17 protein-coding genes are annotated in these 17,492 nt (G+C 70.7%); 4 read left to right on the top strand and 13 right to left on the bottom strand.

From position 1 onward, the window contains the following. Positions 1 to 54: 54 nt before the first annotated feature. The gene (locus P3W75_RS13915; RefSeq protein WP_276227939.1) at positions 55 to 231 is read right to left on the bottom strand and encodes a hypothetical protein; all 177 of its coding nucleotides are present in this window, start codon (positions 229 to 231) and stop codon (positions 55 to 57) included. A gap of 138 nt (positions 232 to 369) precedes the next feature. After that, on the bottom strand, positions 370 to 678 hold the full coding sequence (locus P3W75_RS13910) for a transcriptional regulator (protein ID WP_276227938.1): 309 nt from the start codon (positions 676 to 678) through the stop codon (positions 370 to 372). A 202-nt stretch (positions 679 to 880) separates the two neighbouring features. Here P3W75_RS13910 and P3W75_RS13905 point away from each other — a divergent pair, with 202 nt between their 5' ends. After that, positions 881 to 1,276, top strand: a complete 396-nt coding sequence (locus P3W75_RS13905; protein WP_276227937.1) for a hypothetical protein — start codon at positions 881 to 883, stop codon at positions 1,274 to 1,276. 237 nt (positions 1,277 to 1,513) lie between these two features. Beyond that, positions 1,514 to 2,893, top strand: coding sequence for a CoA transferase (locus tag P3W75_RS13900; RefSeq protein ID WP_276227941.1), 1,380 nt, complete (start codon positions 1,514 to 1,516; stop codon positions 2,891 to 2,893). Here the strand turns inward: P3W75_RS13900 and P3W75_RS13895 are convergent. The 8 genes from P3W75_RS13895 to P3W75_RS13860 form a co-directional block, all read right to left on the bottom strand. After that, positions 2,875 to 3,309 carry a PGDYG domain-containing protein gene (locus P3W75_RS13895; protein WP_276227936.1) on the bottom strand — a complete coding sequence of 145 codons (435 nt, stop codon included), beginning with the start codon at positions 3,307 to 3,309 and terminating at the stop codon, positions 2,875 to 2,877. The two genes, P3W75_RS13900 and P3W75_RS13895, sit on opposite strands and share 19 nt — an antisense overlap. A 63-nt stretch (positions 3,310 to 3,372) precedes the next feature. Then, complete coding sequence (locus tag P3W75_RS13890) at positions 3,373 to 6,474, bottom strand: efflux RND transporter permease subunit (protein ID WP_276227935.1); 3,102 nt, start codon at positions 6,472 to 6,474, stop codon at positions 3,373 to 3,375. Next, entirely contained in the window at positions 6,471 to 7,637 is a 1,167-nt protein-coding gene (locus P3W75_RS13885) for an efflux RND transporter periplasmic adaptor subunit (RefSeq protein WP_276227934.1), read from the bottom strand. Before P3W75_RS13885 ends, P3W75_RS13890 begins: the two co-directional genes overlap by 4 nt. Continuing rightward, positions 7,634 to 9,040: an efflux transporter outer membrane subunit gene (locus P3W75_RS13880; protein WP_276227933.1), complete on the bottom strand. Its 1,407-nt coding sequence runs from the start codon at positions 9,038 to 9,040 to the stop codon at positions 7,634 to 7,636. Before P3W75_RS13880 ends, P3W75_RS13885 begins: the two co-directional genes overlap by 4 nt. 170 nt (positions 9,041 to 9,210) lie before the next feature. Next, a complete protein-coding gene (locus P3W75_RS13875) occupies positions 9,211 to 9,696 on the bottom strand; it encodes an HvfX family Cu-binding RiPP maturation protein (RefSeq protein WP_276227932.1) in 486 nt (161 codons plus the stop codon). 22 nt (positions 9,697 to 9,718) lie between these two features. After that, positions 9,719 to 10,363 carry a ferric reductase-like transmembrane domain-containing protein gene (locus tag P3W75_RS13870; RefSeq protein ID WP_276227931.1) on the bottom strand — a complete coding sequence of 215 codons (645 nt, stop codon included), beginning with the start codon at positions 10,361 to 10,363 and terminating at the stop codon, positions 9,719 to 9,721. Between the two features lie 134 nt (positions 10,364 to 10,497). Next, positions 10,498 to 11,787 (bottom strand): sensor histidine kinase, encoded by a 1,290-nt coding sequence (locus P3W75_RS13865; RefSeq protein ID WP_276227930.1) that lies wholly within the window; start codon positions 11,785 to 11,787, stop codon positions 10,498 to 10,500. Positions 11,788 to 11,792: 5 nt separating this feature from the next. Further along, positions 11,793 to 12,533 carry a response regulator gene (locus P3W75_RS13860; RefSeq protein WP_276227929.1) on the bottom strand — a complete coding sequence of 247 codons (741 nt, stop codon included), beginning with the start codon at positions 12,531 to 12,533 and terminating at the stop codon, positions 11,793 to 11,795. A 222-nt stretch (positions 12,534 to 12,755) separates the two neighbouring features. On the opposite strand from P3W75_RS13860, the gene P3W75_RS13855 reads away from it, so the two are divergent. Together P3W75_RS13855 and P3W75_RS13850 are read left to right on the top strand one after the other, a co-directional pair. Continuing rightward, a complete protein-coding gene (locus P3W75_RS13855; protein ID WP_276227928.1) occupies positions 12,756 to 13,010 on the top strand; it encodes a DUF2790 domain-containing protein in 255 nt (84 codons plus the stop codon). Between the two features lie 61 nt (positions 13,011 to 13,071). After that, entirely contained in the window at positions 13,072 to 14,280 is a 1,209-nt protein-coding gene (locus P3W75_RS13850; RefSeq protein ID WP_276227927.1) for a cytochrome c biogenesis protein DipZ, read from the top strand. Positions 14,281 to 14,328: 48 nt separating this feature from the next. On the opposite strand, the gene P3W75_RS13845 is transcribed toward P3W75_RS13850, so the two are convergent. From P3W75_RS13845 to P3W75_RS13835, 3 genes are all read right to left on the bottom strand, one after another. Then, positions 14,329 to 16,329, bottom strand: a complete 2,001-nt coding sequence (locus P3W75_RS13845) for a peptidase U32 family protein (protein WP_276227940.1) — start codon at positions 16,327 to 16,329, stop codon at positions 14,329 to 14,331. A gap of 127 nt (positions 16,330 to 16,456) precedes the next feature. Next, complete coding sequence (locus tag P3W75_RS13840) at positions 16,457 to 16,837, bottom strand: RidA family protein (RefSeq protein ID WP_276227926.1); 381 nt, start codon at positions 16,835 to 16,837, stop codon at positions 16,457 to 16,459. Positions 16,838 to 17,147: 310 nt separating this feature from the next. Continuing rightward, a partial coding sequence (locus P3W75_RS13835; RefSeq protein WP_276227925.1) for a TolC family protein occupies positions 17,148 to 17,492 on the bottom strand: 345 nt, incomplete at its 5' end.

The raw sequence follows: 17,492 nt of genomic DNA, 5'->3' as shown, positions 1-17,492 counted from the left end.
GCGACATACCCGTAGGAGCGTGCCACGGGCCTCAGGCCGCCCTGCGATGGCGTATCAGGATTCCTTGCGCACCAGGCGCGACTTGCGCAGGCCGCCCTTGCAGTAGAAGGGGCCGGTGTCGCCGCGCAGGTGGTAGAGGGTGGCGAGGAACGCCGAGCTGGTACGCCCCACCGCCAGGCTGCGGAGCTTGTGGTAGGCCCATAACCAGTCGTCGGGAAGCGTCTTGCTCATGGAATCGTCCTTGATCCGGAGGCGGGGGGCTATCTGTCGCCCAAGGACCTTAGTGGCCGATCCCCGCTGGCGCAAGTCGAGCCGCTCTGCGGCAGCGGTTCGCCGCCCATCGGCAGTCGGCCCGCCGCGCGGCGGGCTTCAGGCGCGGACGGCGGCTTCCTCGACGTACTCCTTGAGCCAGCGCAGCACCTCCACCGCCTCCCAGCGGCTCGGGTCGAACATCGCGTAGGCCTGGCCCTGGTAGCCGACCACGTCCAGCGGGCGGTGGTAGCCGGCGCGTTGCAGCAGGGCCTCGATCTCGGCGAAGCAGGTGTTGAAGTGCGTGCGGGAGAACGGTGTCTTGCCCTCGGTGACCAGGCCTTCCAGCAGCAGCTCGGCGACCGCCTCGCTGACTTCCTCCACGCCCATGTGGTTCACGGTGTATTTCATCTGGCGGACGTCCACCATCGCTCATGCTCCTCTTTCGGTTCCCTGCCGGGGCACCCGCTACAGGGTGCCTTGCATCGATGACAGAAGGATAATCGAAAAATACTGTATGCATGAACAGTATTTTATGGCTACCATGGATTCGCTGGCTCACCGAATCCATGACCGCCGCGAAATCCGGGCTTTCCGACCACGCGGCGGCTACCCAGAAGAGGAATGCGTGATGAAGCAAGTCAAGCTGGTGCTGGTCCTCACCCTCCTGGCCCTGCTCGGCGGCTGCGCCGAGCCGCCGGCCGAAGGCCCCAAGGCCAATGGCGCCTTCCTGGTCATCGACGGCCACGAGGCCTGGGCGGTGCTGGTGGCCAACGGCAAGCGCATCGAAGAGCACGGTGTCGTGCGCGACGCCATCCGTCTGCCGCGTTCGCGCTCGGCGATCGCCGCCAGCTACGTCATCGACACGCCCAACTGCGGGCGCCTGCAGACGCTGCCCGAATCCACCGACGGGGCCGGCGGCGCCACCCGCCTGCTGAGCCTGGACGACGGCCCGCGCGATCTCTCCGCCTGCCGCATCCGCGACGATCTCAGCCGCGCCTGGACCGCGCTGGATTATTCAGGTTGACTTAAGTTTCTTCACACTTTTTTCACCTTTCAGGGGTATTGTGGAAGCATCGCTAACGGACTAGCGCCCCAGTAGAAAACCCGCCTCTGGCGGGTTTTTTATTGCCCGTAATTCCGCCTTCGCACGGCCCCGCGAACTCGCGGCGAGGAGCGCGGCGGGCTAAGGTTGCCGGGCCGGCTTCGATCTTTGGCCGACGCCTTATTTCTACGGACGAGGTGCAGCATGCTCGCCAGCCAGATGACCCGGGCACTGTGGCAGGCCCTGGAGGGAAACGCGGCCCCGCCCGCGCCGCTGTCATTCCAAGCCGAGGGCGGGTTGCCATCCACCTTCGCCGTCACCGACCTCGCCAGCGCTTCCATCGCCGCCGCCGGCTCGGCCACCGCCGCGCTGCTGATCCGCGCCGGGTTGCGGCCCGGCGCGCTGCAGGTGGACCGCCGCCTGGCGTCCTTCTGGTTCTCCTGGTCGCTGCGCCCGCAGGGCTGGACGCTGCCGCCGCTGTGGGGCGACATCGCCGGCGACTACGCCACCCGCGACGGCTGGATTCGCCTGCACACCAACGCCCCGCACCATCGCGCCGCGGTAGTGCGGGTGCTGGGCGCGCTGGCCAGCCGCGAGGAAACCGCCGCCCGGGTGGCTACCTGGAACAAGGCCGAGCTGGAGCACGCGGTGGTCGCCGCCGGTGGCTGCGCGGCGGAGATGCGCTCGCTGGACGAGTGGCGGGCGCACCCCCAGGGCCAGGCGCTGGCCGAGCAGGAACTGGTGTGGAGCCAGGAGCGCGCCATCGGCCCGGCGCCGGCCTGGACGCCGACGCTGGAGCGGCCCCTGGCCGGGGTGAAGGTGCTGGACCTGACCCGCGTGCTCGCCGGACCGGTGGCCAGCCGCTTCCTCGCCGGCCTCGGCGCCGAGGTGTTGCGCATCGACCCGCCGGGCTGGGACGAGCCCGGGGTGATTCCCGAAGTCTGCCTGGGCAAGCGCTGCGCGCGCCTGGACCTGAAGGACCCGCCCGGTCGCGAACGCTTCGCCGAGCTGCTGCGCCACGCCGACGTGCTGATCCACGGCTACCGCGCTGACGCCCTGGAGAACCTCGGCTTCGACGCCGAAGTGCTGCAGGACCTGGCGCCGGGGCTGATCGACGTGAGCCTGAACGCCTACGGCTGGAGCGGCCCCTGGCGCAACCGCCGGGGCTTCGACAGCCTGGTGCAGATGAGCACCGGCATCGCCGACGCCGGCATGCGCTGGCGCCAGGCCGACAAGCCGGTACCGCTGCCGGTGCAGGCGCTGGACCACGCCACCGGCTACCTGATGGCCGCCGCCGCGCTCTGCGGCCTGGGCCGGCGCCTGAGCAGCGGGCGCGGCAGCACCTGGCGACTGTCGCTGGCGCGCACGGCGCAGTTCCTGGTGGAGCAGGGAACCCAGGCGCAGGCCTTGCCGGAGCTGGCCGCCGAGACGCCGGCCGATCTCGACCCGGCTATCGAGGAAACCGCCTGGGGCCCGGCGCAGCGCCTGCATCCGCCGCTGTTGTTGCAGGGTTCGCCGTTGCAGTGGGGGCTGCCTGCGCCGGCTCTGGGTTCGTCGCCGCCGTACTGGCCCGGTGAGGTTCAGTCCGCCGGGCGGTAGACACGGGCGAAGCGTTCCGCCTGGGTCACGCCGTAGTCGCCGGGGGCGTATTGCATGACCCAGTCGCCGGCCTCGCCGTGCAGCATGTCGCCGGCCGCCGAGCGGGCGATGCGGAAGGGCTGCAGCATGCGCCGCGCCAGGACCACGTTGGGGCGGTTGCGGTAGGCGCCGGGCTGGCCGTGCGGCAGGCCGGGCTCGGCGGGCAGGTACTTGGCGTCGAAGCGCTCGCGCGACACCACCCAGCGCTCGCCGCCGGCGCCGCTCACCAGGGCGTCGCCCGGCTCGAAGCGGTTGGCGCCTTCCAGGCTCATCAGCGCGCCGGCCGCGCCGGCGAACTCCACCTGCACCGTCTCGTCCTTCACATAGCGGGCGGCCAGGGCGTCGTCGCGCAGGTCGAGGTTCTTCAGTTCGAGCATCGTGGCATCACCGGGGTAAGGGGATGCGCAGCATAGCGCGGCGCTTGTCGGCTTTTCGTCTTCTCATTCGGCCTGTACCGCCGCTTCGCCGCCGCGCCCCTGGCGCCAGGCGCGGAAGCTCGCCGCCAGGCGCGAGAACCACAGGTAGATCACCGGCGTGGTGTACAGCGTCAGCACCTGCGACACCAGCAGGCCGCCGACGATGGCGACGCCCAGCGGCTGGCGCAGCTCGGCGCCGGATCCGGTGCCCAGGGCCAGCGGCAGCGCGCCGAACAGCGCTGCCAGGGTGGTCATGAGGATCGGCCGGAAGCGCAGGGTGCTGCCTTCCAGGGTCGCGTCCAGCGGCGTCATGCCGCCGCGCTCGGCCACCAGCGCGAAGTCGATCATCATGATGGCGTTCTTCTTGACGATGCCGATCAGCAGGATGATGCCGATCATCCCCATCAGCGACAGGTCCTGGCCGCACAGCAGCAGCGCCAGCAGCGCGCCGAGGCCGGCCGAGGGCAGGGTGGAGAGGATCGACAGCGGCAGCAGCGGGCTCTCGTAGAGCACGCCAAGGACGATGTACACCGTCACCACCGCCGCCAGGATCAGCCACGGCTGGCTGCGCAACGAGTCCTGGAAGGCCTGAGCGGTGCCCTGGAAGGTGCCGCTGACGCTGTCCGGCAGGCCGGCCTGGACGGTCGCCTGCTGGATCGCGTTCACCGCGTCGCCCAGGGCGTAGCCGGGGGCCAGGTTGAACGACAGGGTGACCGCCGGGAACAGCCCCTGGTGGTTGATGGTGATCGGCGCCAGGTCCGGCTCCAGGCGGCCGAGCACGCTCAGCGGGACCAGCTCGCCGCTCAGGCTGGAGCGCGCGTAGAGGTGCTTGAGGCTTTCCGCCGACACCTGCCAGCGCGGGTCCAGCTCGAGGATCACGTGGTACTGGTCCAGCGCGGTGAACAGGGTCGCCACCTGGCGCTGGCCGAAGGCGTCGTAGAGCACGTCGTCGATGGCCTGCACGTTCACCCCCAGGCGCGCGGCGCTGTCGCGGTCGATGTGCAGGGTGCTGCGCGGCGCCGCCTGCTGCTGGTCGGTGGCCACGTCGCGTAGCTGCGGCAGGTGCCTGAGCTTGCCCAGCAGCACCCCGGCCCAGTGGTTCAGCTCGCCGCTGTCCGGGTCCTGCAGGGTGTACTGGAACTGGGTCTTGCTCGGCCGGCCGCCGATCTGCACGTCCTGGCGCACCTGCATGTACAGGCTGATGCCGGGCACCGCGGCGAGCTCGCGCTTGAGCCGCTCGACCACCTGCGCGGCGGTGCTGTCGCGCTGGTCGTAGGGTTTCAGGCCGATCTGCACGCGGCCCTGGCTGAGGGTCGGGTTGGGGCCGATCCAGTAGTAGACCGTGGCCACGTCAGGGTCGCGCTGGATCACCTCGCTGAGTTCGGCCATGCGTTCGCGCATGGCGGCGAAGGAGATGTCGGCGTTGGCCTCGGCGATGCCCTGGACCACCCCGGTGTCCTGCTGCGGGAAGAAGCCCTTGGGCACCTCGACGTACAGCCCGGCGGTGACCAGCAGGGTCAGCAGGGCCACCGCCAGGGTCAGCCGCTCATGCTTGAGCACGCGGGTCAGGCTGCGCCGGTAGCCGTCGAGCAGGGCGTCGAAGCGGCGTTCGCTCCATTGCAGGAAGCGGTTCTGCACGCCATGCCGGTCGTGGCGGATGAACCAGGCGCAGAGCATCGGCGTGACCGTCAGCGACACCACCCCGGAGACCACCACCGCCACGCTCACGGTGACCGCGAACTCGCGCAGCAGGCGGCCGACGACCCCGCCCATGAACAGGATGGGAATGAACACCGCGACCAGCGAGACGGTCATCGAGACGATGGTGAAGGCCACCTCGGCGGTGCCCTCGATGGCCGCCTGCAATGGCGGCTTGTGCATCTCCAGGTGGCGGATGATGTTCTCCATCACCACGATGGCGTCGTCCACCACGAAGCCGACGGCGATGCTCAGGGCCATGATCGACAGGTTGTCGAGGCTGTAGCCGAGCACGTACATGACGGCGAAGGTGGCGACCAGCGACAGCGGGATGGTCAGCGCCGGGATGAAGGTGGCGCTGGCGTTGCGCAGGAACACGAAGACCACCGCCACCACCAGGGCGACGGACAGCAGCAGGTTGAACTGCACTTCGTCGATGGAGGCGTTGATGGTCTGGGTGCGGTCGCCCACCAGGTCGACCTTGACGTCGCGCGGCAGCTGCACCAGCAGGGCGGGCAGGCGGTCCTTGATCGCCTGGGTCACCGCCAGCACGTTGTAGCCGGGCTGCTTGTGGATGTCGACGATCACCGTCGGCCGGCCCTGCAGGCCGGCGGCCTGGCGCACGTCCTCGGCGCCGTCGATCACCGTGCCCAGGTCGTTCAGGCGGATCGGCACGCCGTCGCGGTAGGCCACCACCAGCGAGCCGTACTGCGCGGCGCGGGTGAGCTGGTCGGTGGTGTCCAGGGTCACCGCGCGCTCGGCGCCGTCGAGGTTGCCCTTGGGCGCGTCGATGGTGGCGTTGCCGAGCATGGTGCGCACATCGTCCAGGGTCAGGCCGCGCGCGGCCAGGGCGTCCGGGTCGACGCGCACGCGCACCGCCGGGCGCTGCTCGCCGTGGAAGTCCACCAGGCCGACGCCGGGAATCTGCGACAGCTGCTGGCCGAGGTAGTCGTCGGCGTAGTGGTCCAGCTCCGGCAGGGTGCGGGTCGGCGAGGTCACCGCGAGGGACAGGAAGGTGAAGTCCGCCGGGTTGACCTTGTGGAAGGTCGGCGGCGCCGGCAGGTTCTTCGGCAGGTTGCCGCCGGCGGCGCTGATCGCCGTCTGCACGTCCTGGGCGGCGCCGTCGATGTTGCGTTCCAGGTCGAACTGCAGGGTGATCTGGGTCAGCCCCAGGGAGCTGGCCGAGGTCATCTGGGTGACTCCGGGCACGCTGGCGAAGGCCCGTTCGAGTGGCGTGGCCACCGACGAGGCCATGGTGTCGGCGCTGGCGCCGGGCAGGGTGGCCTGGACCTGGATGGTCGGCATGTCCACCTGCGGCAGCGAGGCCACCGGCAGCATGAAGTAGGCGGCGCCGCCGAGCAGCAGCACGCCCAGGGCCAGCAGGGTGGTGGCGACCCGGCGGCGGATGAAGGGTTCGGAGAGGGTCATGGCCGCTGCTCCGCGCTGGCGGTCTGCCGCGGGTCGGCCAGGGCCGAGACCTTCAGCCCCGGCGCCAGGCGGTACTGGCCGCTGGCGACCACGGTTTCGCCCGGCGCCAGGCCCTGGTGGATCCATTGCAGGCCGTCGACCACGGCGCCGGCCTTGACCTCGCGCACCTGGGCCTGCTGGTCGCGCCCGACCACGTACACGAAGCTGCCCTGCGGGCCTTGCTGCACGGCACCGGACGGCACCACGGTGGCGGCCTTCTCGGTGCGCAGCAGCAGGCGCGCGCTGAGCAGTTCGCCGGGCCAGAGCTTGCCGTCGGCGTTGTCGAAGTCGGCCTTGAAGAGAATCTGCCCGTTGCCGCTGGAGACCTGGCTGTCGATGAAGCTCAGGCGGCCGCTGGCGATGTGCTGGCGGCCGTCGCGGCTCAACGCCTCGACCTGCAGCGGCTGCCCGGCGTTGGCCTGGAGCACCTCGGCGAGGTCTTCCTGGGGCAGGCTGAAGGCCAGGGAGATCGGCGCCATCTGGGTGAGGGTCAGCAGGCCGCCGGTGTCGCTGGCGTGGACGATGCTGCCGGCGTCCACCAGGCGTTGCCCGGTGCGCCCGGCGAAGGGCGCGGCGATGCGCGTGTAGCCCAGTTGCAGTTGGGCGGTGTCGAGCGCCGCCTGGTCGGCCTGGAGGGTCGCCTGCAGGGTGGCGACCTGGCCGCGCAGGGTGTCGACGTCCTGGCTGGGACCTGCGTGGGCGGCGGCCAGCTTGGCGGCGCGGTCGAGGTTGACCCTGGCCACCGTCAGCTGCGCCTCGTCGCGCGCCTTGTTGGCCTTGGCCTGGAGCACCTGGGCGGCGTAGGGGCGCGGGTCGATCTCGGCGAGCAGCTGGCCGGCCTTGACCATCTGCCCCTCCTGGAAGTGCAGCTGCTGCAGTTCGCCGTCCACCCGCACCTTGATGTTCACTGTGTTCAGCGCCTGCACCGTGCCGATGGTCTGCAACCAGATCGGCAGGTCGCGCTGGTCGGCCACCGCCAGGCTGACCGGCACCGGCGCTTCGGCCGGTTTGGCCGGGGCGCTGGCGACGAAATGCCGCCAGGCGAAGACCGCCAGGGCCACGCCGAGGAAGAGGAGCGCCAGGCGCCAGTAGCGACGCTGGGAGGAAGCGGGGGACGGGCTCACGGTCGGGTCGCCTGTGCGGAAGGTTGATTGCTGGCCAGCTGGGCGCCGGCCTCCGGGGCCTGGAAGCCGCCGCCGAGGGCGCGGTTCAGGCCCACCGAGGCCTGCAGGCGTTGCAGGCGCACCTGCAGCAGGCCGTCCTCGGCCTGGTACAGGCTGCGCTGCGCGGTCAGCAGGGTGAGGAAGTCGGTGCTGCCCAGGCGGTAGCGCACCTGGGCCAGGTCGGCGGCCTTGCGCGCCGAGTCCACGGCGCCTTGGTCGATGCGCTGGGTCCGCGCCAGGCGGGCGTTGGCGCTGAGCTGGGTTTCCACGTCCTGCAGGGCCTGCAGGACGTTCTGCCGGTAGTCGGCGACCAGTTCGCGGGCGTGGGCGCGGTCGGCCTGCAACTGGCCTTCCAGCAGGCCGCCGTCGAACAGCGGCTGGCTGAGGCTGGCGAGCAGCTGCCAGAGCCCGCCGCCGGTCTTCACGTCGCCGCCGGCGAGGGCGCCCAGGGAGATGTTCGGCAGGAAGGCGGCGCGCGCCGCGCCGACGTCGAAGTTGGCGGAAATCAAGCGCGCCTCGGCGGCCTGGATGTCCGGGCGCTGGCCGAGCAGGCTGGCCGGCAGCCCGGCGCGTGCCTCGGGCAGTTGCACGCCGTCGAGGCCCTGGTGTTGCAGGGCGAAGCCTTCGGGGGCGGCGCCCACCAGCACCGCCAGCTGGTAGAGCGCGGCGTCGCGCTGCTGGGCGAGGACGCTGACGGTGGCCTGGAAGCCTTGCAATGCATTGCGCTGCTGTTCCACTTCGAGGTCGGAGGCGGAGCCCAGCCGCGACTGGGTCTGCACCAGTTGCAGGATGTTCTCGGCGTCGTTGGCGATGCGCTGGGCCACGGCCAGGCGTTCGTCCAGCGAGAGCACCTGGAAGTAGCTGTCGGCGATGTCGGCCTGCAGGCCGATGCGCGCGGTCTCCAGGTCGAAGGCGCTGGCCCGGGCCTGGGCGCCGGCGGAATCGGCGAGGGCGCGGTTGCGGCCCCAGAAGTCCACTTCGTAGCTGGCCTGGGCGTAGAGCTGGTGGGCGTTCTTGCTGCTGTCGTGGTCGTGGATGTAGCTGCCGCCCAGGCTCAGGTCGGGGTACAGCGCGGCGCCGGCGACGCGCGCGCTGGCGCGGGCCTGGTCGACCCGCGCGACCGCCGCCTGCAGGCTCAGGCTGTCGCTGTCGGCGCGCTGGATCAGCTGGTCCAGCTCGGCGCTGGCGTAGTCCCGCCACCACTGCGGCGAAACCCGCGCGACGGGCGTGGCGGCGTTGTCCCAGTGGCCGGCGACGGCCACCTCGGGACGCTGGTAGTGCGGCACCAGGGAGCAGGCGCCGAGCAGCGCCAGGGCGATGGCGGCGGCCAGCCGGGGCAGGGCGCCGGGAGTGGGTGAGGGCATGCGGGCTCGTCCTTCCGCGCCCCTCGCGGGGCGGCATTGACGAGAACGATACGCGCCACCAGCTACCGCCCGGTTCCTCCCAAGCTGAACAAAAATTTAGGTGGCGGCCTACGGGGCCCGGGTAGGTTATGCAAGGCACGAACCCGCCGGCTGGCGGGTTCGTCTCGGGCTCAGGCCTTGCGCCGCAGCAACGCGTCCAGGCTGCAGCGGCCGGAGCCGTTGAGCAGCAGCGGGACCAGCGCCACCAGGTAGATCAGCGGCAGCTTGTAGTTGCCGTAGCCGTTGTCGCTGATCGAATAGCCCATGGCCAGTTCGCTCAGGCTCGACCAGTGTGCCGGCCAGTGCACGGCGGCGATCGCCACCACGGTCAGCACCATCAGCACCAGGGAAGCGAAGCGAGTGCCCAGGCCGAGCAGCAGGAGCAGCGGGGCGATCAGTTCGGCCCACATCGACACCTGCCAGTCCAGGCCCGCCGGCAGCCGGTTGAACGGGAAGGGGAAGGCGTCGTGGATCTGCGCGAACCAGTTGTCGCCGTGCCACTTCTCCAGGCCGGATTCGAGGAATTCCCAGGCCAGGAACAGGCGCAGGGGGATATCGGCGCTCCAGGCGCCGAAGCGGTCGAGCGGGCGCAGGGTGCTGTCGAGGTGGGCGTGCATGGCTTTTCTCCTTGAGGGGCGGTCAGTGGCTGGCGCCGCGCAGGGCCGGGCGGTTGCTGCGGCGCAGGCGCAGGGCGAGCTTGGCGGTGAGCTTGAGGACGATGGCGCTGAAGATCAGCGCGAAGCCGAGGGCGTACCAGGGCCCCATCGGGATGCGCTTGAAGAACGACAGGCAGAAGATGCCGGCGATGACCCAGGTGCCGGTGCCGTGCAGCAGCTTCCAGGTGCGCGCGCCCAGGGCCTTCACGGCGGCGGGGAAGCTGGTCGCGGCCAGCAGCAGGATGAACAGGTAGCCGATCGAGCCGGGGATGTTCGCCGCCGCCGAGCGGCCGGCCCAGAAGGTCTCCGGGAACAGCTTCAGGTACGCGATGATCAGCACGCCGTGGACCAGGTGCGAGAAAGCGAAGGCCAGGCCGAGGAAGCGCCGCTCGCGCAGCAGCGCGCGGGTGCCGGCGCTGGGCGCCAGGCTGGCCAGGGACGAGGCGAGGAAGGTCGCCAGGAACAGCGCGAAGGAGGTTCGCGCGGTGGCGCGGATGGCGCTGCGCAAGGCCTCGACCAGCTGCGGCTGCGACAGCAGGCACAGCGCGGTGACGGCCAGGACGGCGATGGCGAGGGCGGCGAACAGGCGCCAGCCGTGCAGGCCGGCGGGGGTGGCGGTGGGGTTCATGGCATGCTCCGTGGCGGCCGCGCGAGGGGCGGGCTGCCGTCGCTGCGGGGTGGAGTCATGCTCGCAAGGCGGCTTGTCGCGGATGTGTCCCGGAGCAGGCCGCCGTGTATCTCAGTGTAGGAGCGCTCAGGCGCTCAGGCGCTCAGGCGCAGCGCCAGCTCCGCGCAGAGGCCGCCGCCTTCGCGGTTGCCCAGGGTCAGGCGGCCGCCCAGGGCCTGGCTCAGCTGGTGGGCGATGGCCAGCCCCAGGCCGGTGCCGCCGGTGTCGCGGTTGCGCGAGCTTTCCACGCGGTAGAAGGGCTTGAGCACCGCTTCCAGCTCGTCCTCGGCGATGCCGGGGCCGCGATCCAGTACACGCAGGTACAGAACGCCGTCGTCGCGCTGCACTTCCAGCTGCGCGGAGCCCGCGTATTTCAGCGCGTTGTCGAGCAGGTTGCCGAGCACCCGGCGCAGCGCGTGCGGGCGGGTTTCCAGTGCCACCCCGGCGCGGCCTTCGAGGCTGACCCGCTGGCCGGCGTCCTGGTAGTCCAGCACCAGGCTGTCGAGGAAGGCGTCGAGGTCGACGCGGTGCCGCGCCTCGCTGGCGCCGTCCATGCTGCGGGCGTAGGCCACGCCCTCGCGGACCAGGTGCTGCATTTCCTCCAGGTCGCTCCACAGGCGCTCGGTCTCCGGCGATTCGTCCATCTGCTCGACGCGCAGCTTCATCCGCGTGATCGGCGTCTGCAGGTCGTGGGAGATAGCCGCCAGCAGTTGCATGCGTTCCTTCAGGTAGTCGCCGATGCGCCCTTGCAGGGTGTTGAAGGCGCGCGCGGCGTAGGCCACCTCGCGCGGGCCGTGCTCGTCCAGCGGCGCGCTGGGGCTGTCCGGGTCGAGGTGGTCGACGGCGTGGGCCAGGCGCGTCAGCGGGCGGATCGCCGTGCGCACCGCCAGCCAGGTGCAGGCCAGCAGCACGGCGAGCTGCAGCACCAGCACCGTCGGTAGCCAGCGCGCCACCGTGACTCCGCGCGGGGTCACGTCGATGGTCAGCGGCATGCCGTCGGCCAGGCGCAGGTGCGCCTGGAAGTGCGCGGCCGGGCCGGGCAGGCTCTCGAAGCGCAGGGCGTAGCGCGGGCCGATGGCGTTCTCGATGGAGCTCGCGGCCATCGGCGCCCGGCTCATGTCCATCGGCTGGCCGGGCTCGCCGTCGTCCAGCCGGTAGCGGTAGTTGGGCCGCTCGACCAGCGGCAGCCACTGCCCGCGCTCGCCGGCCGGCAGGCGGTCGAGCAGGGCCACGGCGGTGCTCACGTCGGACTCCAGGTTGCCGAGCATCATGCTCCGCGCGCTGATGTAGCGCTCGTAGAACTGCGAGCTGAAGGACAGGCCGTAGGCCAGCACCAGCCCGGTGAGGAAGATCAGCGCCAGGCGCGCTGCCAGGGTGCGGGGCATGGCGGTCACTCGGCGGGTTCGATGAGCTGCACCGGCAGCGAGAAGACGTAGCCTTCGTTGCGCACGGTCTTGATGCACGCCGACTCGCGGGCGTCGTCGCGCAGGCGCTGGCGCAGACGGCTGACCAGCAGGTCGATGGAGCGGTCGAACACATCCGCCTCGCGGCCCTGGGTCAGGTTCAGCAACTGCTCGCGGCTGAGCACCCGTTGCGGGTGGTCGAGGAACACCCGCAGCAGGCGGTACTCGGCGCCGCTCAGGGCGACCAGGGTGCCCTCGGCGTCGAGCAGGTGGCGCGCGCTGGTGTCCAGGCGCCACTGGCCGAAGCCGATCAGCCGGCTGCTCTCGGTGATCGACAGGTTCGGCGGCAGCATGCGCGTGCGCCGCAGCACGGCGTTGATCCGCGCCAGCAGCTCGCGGGCGGAGAAGGGCTTGGTCAGGTAGTCGTCGGCGCCCATTTCCAGGCCGATGATGCGGTCGGTCTCGTCGTTGCGCGCGGTGAGCATCAGCACCGGCGTGGCCTTGTGCTTGCCCACGCGCAGCTCGCGGCACAGCTTCAGGCCGTCGTCGCCGGGCATCATGATGTCGAGCACGATCAGGTCGACCGCGTTGCCTTCGAGGAAGGCGCGCATCTGCCGGCCGTCCCCAGCCAGGCTCACGCGCAGGCCGTTCTTCTTCAGGTAGTTGCCGACCAGCTCGCGGATCTCGCGGTCGTCGTCGACGATCAGGACATGATCGACGTGATCCATGGTGACTCCTCGTGGGGTTCGCTTGTGGGACCAGTGTATAGGCCGGCGTCGCGCCTGCCTGCCGCCCTTTGTATTCCACTGTATCTGCGCCGTACGTGGATACCTGGGGCGGCATTGGCGGGGGGCGGCGGACACAGGCGGGATACCCGCGGCGAGTGAAATGGGCAGCAAGCGGAAGGCCAGCGGCCTCCGCGCCACGAACCCATCACCGAGGACACCGCCATGAAAACCCTGACTCTCGCCGCCGCCCTGTTCGCCTTCGCCGCGCCCCTGGCCAGCTTCGCCGCCAGCGCCCCGGAGCCGGTGCAGCAGTATCACTACGGCCAGCACCTGGATGTGAAGAAGGTCCTGGCCCTGCATGAAGACCCGGGCACCTGCCAGGTGGTGCAGGCGCGCATGGACTACCTGGATTCCGCCGGCCAGCCGCACAGCCTGGCCTACCAGAAGTTCTCCAGCGACTGCAACGAGGGCGGCTGATCCGCCCCGCGCCGGCCACGGACGGCCGCAGTGCCCAACCCCTTTCGAAGACGAGGTCGCCATGCTGCTCATCGCCTTTCTCGGCGGGGTGCTGACCCTGCTCAGCCCCTGCATCCTTCCCGTTTTGCCCCTGCTGTTGCAGCGCGCCGGCGGGCCGGCCTGGTCGCCGCTGCTGACCCTGGCCGGCCTGGCCAGCGGTTTCGCCGTGCTGGCGAGCCTGGCGGCGGTGTCCAGCGCGTGGGTGGTGGAGGCCAGCGAGGTCGGCCGCTACCTGGCCCTGGCGCTGCTCGGGCTGTCCGCCGTGGCGCTGCTGTCGAACCGCTTCGGCACCTGGATTTCGCGGCCCTGGGCCTGGCTCGGCGATCGCCTGCACGGCCAGGCGCGGGGCCTGCCGCCGGTGTTGTCGGCCTGGCTGCTGGGCTTCGCCGCCGGCCTGCTGTGGGCGCCGTGCGCCGGGCCGATCCTCGGGCTGATCCTCTCCGGCGCGATGCTCCAGGGGCCCAGCGCCTCCACCAGCCTGCTGCTGTTGGCCTACGGGCTGGGCAGCGCCGTGGCCCTGGGCGCCGCGCTGTTCCTCGGTCGCGGCCTGTACCAGCGCCTGCGCCCGTCGCTCGGCGCGCTGGAGTGGCTGCGGCGTGGGGCCGGGGCCCTGGCCCTGCTGGCGGTGGTGGTGATCGGCAGCGGCGCCAGCGCGCAGCTGGTCGGCTCGGGTTCCTCGCAGGCCCTGGCCGGCCTTGAACGCAAGGTGCTGAACGGCGTGCCCAGGCTGCTGAACAAGCTGATGCCCAGCGCCAGCGCGGCGGAACAGCTGGACGACCTGGGCGCCATGCCCAGCCTGGACGGCGCCGTGCAGTGGCTGAACAGCGCGCCGCTGGCCAGCGCCGACCTGCGCGGCAAGGTGGTGCTGGTGGACTTCTGGACTTACGACTGCATCAACTGCCAGCACACCCTGCCGTACGTGAACCAGTGGGCGAAGCGCTACGCCGACCAGGGCCTGGTGGTGATCGGCGTGCACACGCCGGAGTACCCCTTCGAGCGGGTGCCGGCGAACGTGCAGAAGGCCGTGGAGGCCCACGACATCCATTACCCGGTGGCGCTCGACAACCACTACCGGATCTGGAACGCCTTCGCCAACCAGTACTGGCCGGCGCACTACTTCATCGATGCGAAGGGGCGCGTGCGCTACCTGCACGTGGGCGAGGGCGACTACCAGGGGCAGGAGGCGGTGATTCGCCAACTGCTCAAGGAACGCGAGCAGCCGGCGGGCTGAATGCCAGCGGGGCGGTCACATGGACCGCCCCGCTTGGCTTTCGGCGCCTCAGTGCGGCGCGCGGCGGATGGTCTTGAGCAGGTCTTCCGGGCTGATCTGGCCGACCACCTGGCTTACCGCGCTGCCGGGCTGCGGCAGGTCGAGGATGTGGCCCTTCATCTTGCCGATCACGTGCATCTCGCAGGGCTTGCAGTCGAACTTCAGGGTCAGCACTTCGTCGCCGTGGATCAGCTGCATGGGCGCGACCTTGGTGCGCACGCCGGTGACGCCCTTGGCCTGTTTCGGGCACAGGTTGAAGGAGAAGCGCAGGCAGTGCTTGGTGATCATCACCGGCACCTCGCCGGCTTCCTCGTGGGCCTCGTAGGCCGCGTCGATCAGTTGCACGCCGTGGCGCTGGTAGAACTCGCGGGCCTTGTGGTTGTACACGTTGGCGAGGAACGACAGGTGCGACTCCGGGTACACCGGCGGCGGGTTGCTCTCGGCCTTGCGGCTGCCGCGCGGGTGGGCGGCGACGCGGGCGGCGGTCAGCGCCTCGATGGCCTCGCGGCGCAGGGCCTTGAGCTGCGAATTGGGGATGAAGCAGGCCTGCGGGGCGTCCAGCTCGACGCGCTCGGCGTGGTACTGGGTGGTGCCCAGCTGGCAGAGCAGGTCGTGCAGCTGCTCCAGCGCCTGCTCCGGCTTGTTGGCGGCGCCGAACGGGCCGTCCAGGGCGACGCTGGCGCTCACGCCTTCCTCGCTGGTGGCGGTCAGTTCCAGGCGCTCCTCGCGCAGGCGGGCGACCCAGTCGAGGCCGACGCGGCGCTCGGCGGAGGTCTTCTGCAGGGCCTGCTGCCAGTTGTGGTCGAGGTTGCGGCTCAGCGGGTGGTTGGGGCGCAGGCGGTACATGCCCTCGGGCATCTCGTTGGGCTCGACGCGGTAGCGGTAGCGCTTCTCGCCGTCTTCCTCGAATTCACCCTTGAGCTCGGCGATGTTGGCGCGGAAGCCCACCACTTCGCGCTTGACCAGCACGTTGAGGCCGTCGCCGTTGGACAGCGGCTGCTCGGTGACGGCGATCAGGTCGCGCTTGCCGACCTTTTCCACCACGCCCACCGGCAGGCCGGTGAAGGTCGGCGAGTCGAAGGCGCCGATGTCGATCTTGCGCTCGCTGACGAAGTAGTCGGTGCTGCCGCGGTGGAAGGTCTTGTCCGGGTCGGGCAGGAAGAAGTGGTCGGTGCGGCCGCTGGAGGCGCGGGCCAGGTCCGGGCGCTCGGCGAGGATGCCGTCCAGGCGCTGGCGGTAGTAGGCGGTGATGTTCTTCACATAGCCCATGTCCTTGTAGCGCCCCTCGATCTTGAAGGAGCGCACGCCGGCGTCGACCAGGGCGCTGAGGTTGGCGCTCTGGTTGTTGTCCTTCATCGACAGCAGGTGCTTCTCGAAGGCCACCACGCGGCCCTGGTCGTCCTTCAGGGTGTACGGCAGGCGGCAGGCCTGCGAGCAGTCGCCACGGTTGGCGCTGCGCCCGGTCTGTGCGTGGGAGATGTTGCACTGGCCGGAGAAGGCCACGCAGAGCGCGCCGTGGATGAAGAACTCGATGGCCGCGTCGGTTTCGTCGGCGATCGCGCGGATTTCCTGCAGGTTAAGCTCGCGGGCCAGCACCAGCTGGGAGAAGCCGGCCTGGTCGAGGAACTTGGCCCGGCCCAGGGTGCGGATGTCGGTCTGGGTGCTGGCGTGCAGCTCGATCGGCGGGATGTCCAGGTCGAGCACGCCCAGGTCCTGCACGATCAGCGCGTCGACGCCGGCGTCGTAGAGCTGGTGGATCAGCGCGCGGGCCGGTTCCAGCTCGTCGTCGTGGAGGATGGTGTTGATGGTGGTGAACACCCGCGCGTGGTAGCGGTGGGCGAATTCCACCAGCTGGGCGATGTCGCTCACCTCGTTGCAGGCGTTGTGCCGCGCGCCGAAGCTGGGGCCGCCGATGTACACGGCATCGGCTCCATGCAGGATGGCCTCGCGGGCGATGGCGGTATCGCGGGCGGGGCTGAGCAGTTCCAGATGGTTCTTCGGCAGGGACATGGTTTCTTTCTTCTTCATCAGGCGTGACACGGCAAGGCGCGCATTGTACCGGCGAAACGCCGGCGCGGCACCCGTGCGCTGCCCGATGGCGCCGCCCCCGGCGGGGAGCCGGGCGGCGCGCGGGCGATCAGGCCCTGGCGGCCAGCGCGGTGACTTCCACGCGCATGCCTTCCACCGCCAGCGCCGCCACGCCGACGGCGGCGCGCACCGGCCAGGGCTTGGCGAAGAAGCGCTGGTAGACCTCGTTGAAGGCGGCGCGGTCGGCCATGTCGGTGAGGTAGATGGTCAGGTGCAGCACGCGGTCCATGCCGCTGCCGGCACGCTCCAGGGCCAGCTGCAGGGCGCGCAGGGTGCACTCGCTCTGCTCGACGATGCCGCCCAGTTCCAGGCTGCCGTCTTCGCGGGTGGGAATCTGGGTGGACACCAGCAGGCCGCCGAAGCCGGCCACGTCGGAGGAGATCGACTCCGGATCGGCGTCGGGGAGGAAGGTGATGTCGTTGTTGGCCATGGGGCTCTCTCGCGGCGGGTGATACAGGGGGCGGCAGCTTACCCGCCGCGGCCCATGACGTCATCCGCGCGGGACCGCACAGCGGTGGGTGTAGGGCGAGTAACCCGAAGGGTTATCCGCCGCCAGGCCGGGTATTGGATGTGACGGCGGATAACCGCGAACGGTTATCCCCCTAGCGGTAGAACGCCGTAGGCGCCACGCAGAACTGGCGGCGAAGGCGCTCTGGCTGTCGCAGCCATGCTGCAGGGGCACCTGCAGCACCGGCAGGCTGCGCAGTTCGGCGAGGAGGAGGCGCATCAGGCGCTGAGCCTCAGCCGGCCCGCCAGTCGCCGCCGAGGGCCACCAGCAGCTGCGCGCTGGCCTGCAGGCGGCGGGTCTGCAGGGCCTGGCTGCGCAGCTCGGCCTGCAACGCGGCGGTCTGCGCGCTGATCACGTCGAGGTAGCTGACCGCGCCGTTGCGGTAGCTGTTCTCGGCCAGTGCGCTGGCCTGGGCGGCGGCGTGGGTGGCGGCGTCCTGGTCGACGGCTTCGCGCTGCAGGTCGCGCAGTTGCCCGAGCGGGTCCTGCACGTCGCGCAGGGCGCGGATCACGCTGGCCTTGTAGTGCGAGCTGGCCTCCCGGAACTCGGCCTTGGCGCCGCGCTCGGCGGCGTGCCG

It is taken from the genome of Pseudomonas citronellolis (genome assembly GCF_029335315.1).
GTDB classification, from domain to species: domain Bacteria; phylum Pseudomonadota; class Gammaproteobacteria; order Pseudomonadales; family Pseudomonadaceae; genus Pseudomonas; species Pseudomonas citronellolis_A.
This window is presented reverse-complemented; position numbering and strand designations above follow the sequence as displayed.

Coding starts and splice junctions, on each gene's coding strand:
- P3W75_RS13915 (WP_276227939.1), bottom strand. CDS start 231: ATGAGCAAGACGCTTCCCGACGACTGGTTATGGGCCTACCACAAGCTC.
- P3W75_RS13910 (WP_276227938.1), bottom strand. CDS start 678: ATGGTGGACGTCCGCCAGATGAAATACACCGTGAACCACATGGGCGTG.
- P3W75_RS13905 (WP_276227937.1), top strand. CDS start 881: ATGAAGCAAGTCAAGCTGGTGCTGGTCCTCACCCTCCTGGCCCTGCTC.
- P3W75_RS13900 (WP_276227941.1), top strand. CDS start 1,514: ATGACCCGGGCACTGTGGCAGGCCCTGGAGGGAAACGCGGCCCCGCCC.
- P3W75_RS13895 (WP_276227936.1), bottom strand. CDS start 3,309: ATGCTCGAACTGAAGAACCTCGACCTGCGCGACGACGCCCTGGCCGCC.
- P3W75_RS13890 (WP_276227935.1), bottom strand. CDS start 6,474: ATGACCCTCTCCGAACCCTTCATCCGCCGCCGGGTCGCCACCACCCTG.
- P3W75_RS13880 (WP_276227933.1), bottom strand. CDS start 9,040: ATGCCCTCACCCACTCCCGGCGCCCTGCCCCGGCTGGCCGCCGCCATC.
- P3W75_RS13875 (WP_276227932.1), bottom strand. CDS start 9,696: ATGCACGCCCACCTCGACAGCACCCTGCGCCCGCTCGACCGCTTCGGC.
- P3W75_RS13870 (WP_276227931.1), bottom strand. CDS start 10,363: ATGAACCCCACCGCCACCCCCGCCGGCCTGCACGGCTGGCGCCTGTTC.
- P3W75_RS13865 (WP_276227930.1), bottom strand. CDS start 11,787: ATGCCCCGCACCCTGGCAGCGCGCCTGGCGCTGATCTTCCTCACCGGG.
- P3W75_RS13860 (WP_276227929.1), bottom strand. CDS start 12,533: ATGGATCACGTCGATCATGTCCTGATCGTCGACGACGACCGCGAGATC.
- P3W75_RS13855 (WP_276227928.1), top strand. CDS start 12,756: ATGAAAACCCTGACTCTCGCCGCCGCCCTGTTCGCCTTCGCCGCGCCC.
- P3W75_RS13850 (WP_276227927.1), top strand. CDS start 13,072: ATGCTGCTCATCGCCTTTCTCGGCGGGGTGCTGACCCTGCTCAGCCCC.
- P3W75_RS13845 (WP_276227940.1), bottom strand. CDS start 16,329: ATGTCCCTGCCGAAGAACCATCTGGAACTGCTCAGCCCCGCCCGCGAT.
- P3W75_RS13840 (WP_276227926.1), bottom strand. CDS start 16,837: ATGGCCAACAACGACATCACCTTCCTCCCCGACGCCGATCCGGAGTCG.